Genomic DNA, 486 nt, shown 5'->3' on the forward strand with positions numbered 1-486 from the left:
GGGCTGGAAGATCTTGTCCAGCTCCTGTGGCGGAATGCCCGGGCCCTGGTCGGAGAAGGCGATGCAGATGTCGCCCTGCCCGTCGATGCGGCCCTGCACATCGATGCGCCCGCCGATGGGCGAGAACTTGATGGCATTGGCCAGCACATTGCGCACCACCTGCTGGAAGCGCACGGGGTCGGCCTTGGCGATCAGCGGGGCGTCGTCGAGTTCGAGCCGCAGGTCGATGAGCTTGTGCTGCTGCTGCGGCTCCAGCTCGCGCACGACCGGCCGGATCAGGCTGCGCAGGTCCGTGCGCTCCAGGTGGATGGTTCCCACGGCGCTGTCCAGCTTGGCCACATCGAGCAGGTCATTGACCAGGGCCAGCATGCGCTGGCCCGCCGCATGGATGTCGTTGAACATGTCGGCCATGGCGGGATTGCCGCGCGAGCGCAGGCTGCCCAGCTCGGCAAAGCCCATGATGGACTGCAGCGGGGTGCGCAGCTC

The 486-nt window shown here is 67.5% G+C and carries 1 protein-coding gene; it reads right to left on the reverse strand.

Annotated elements, in window-relative coordinates; translation table 11 throughout:
- On the reverse strand, positions 1 to 486 hold a 486-nt coding region (locus ACF8NF_RS21440; RefSeq protein WP_392451240.1), incomplete at both ends, for a sensor histidine kinase.

It is taken from the genome of Delftia sp. WSY_22 (assembly GCF_043104185.1).
In the GTDB taxonomy this organism is placed as follows: Bacteria; Pseudomonadota; Gammaproteobacteria; order Burkholderiales; family Burkholderiaceae_C; genus Comamonas; species Comamonas tsuruhatensis.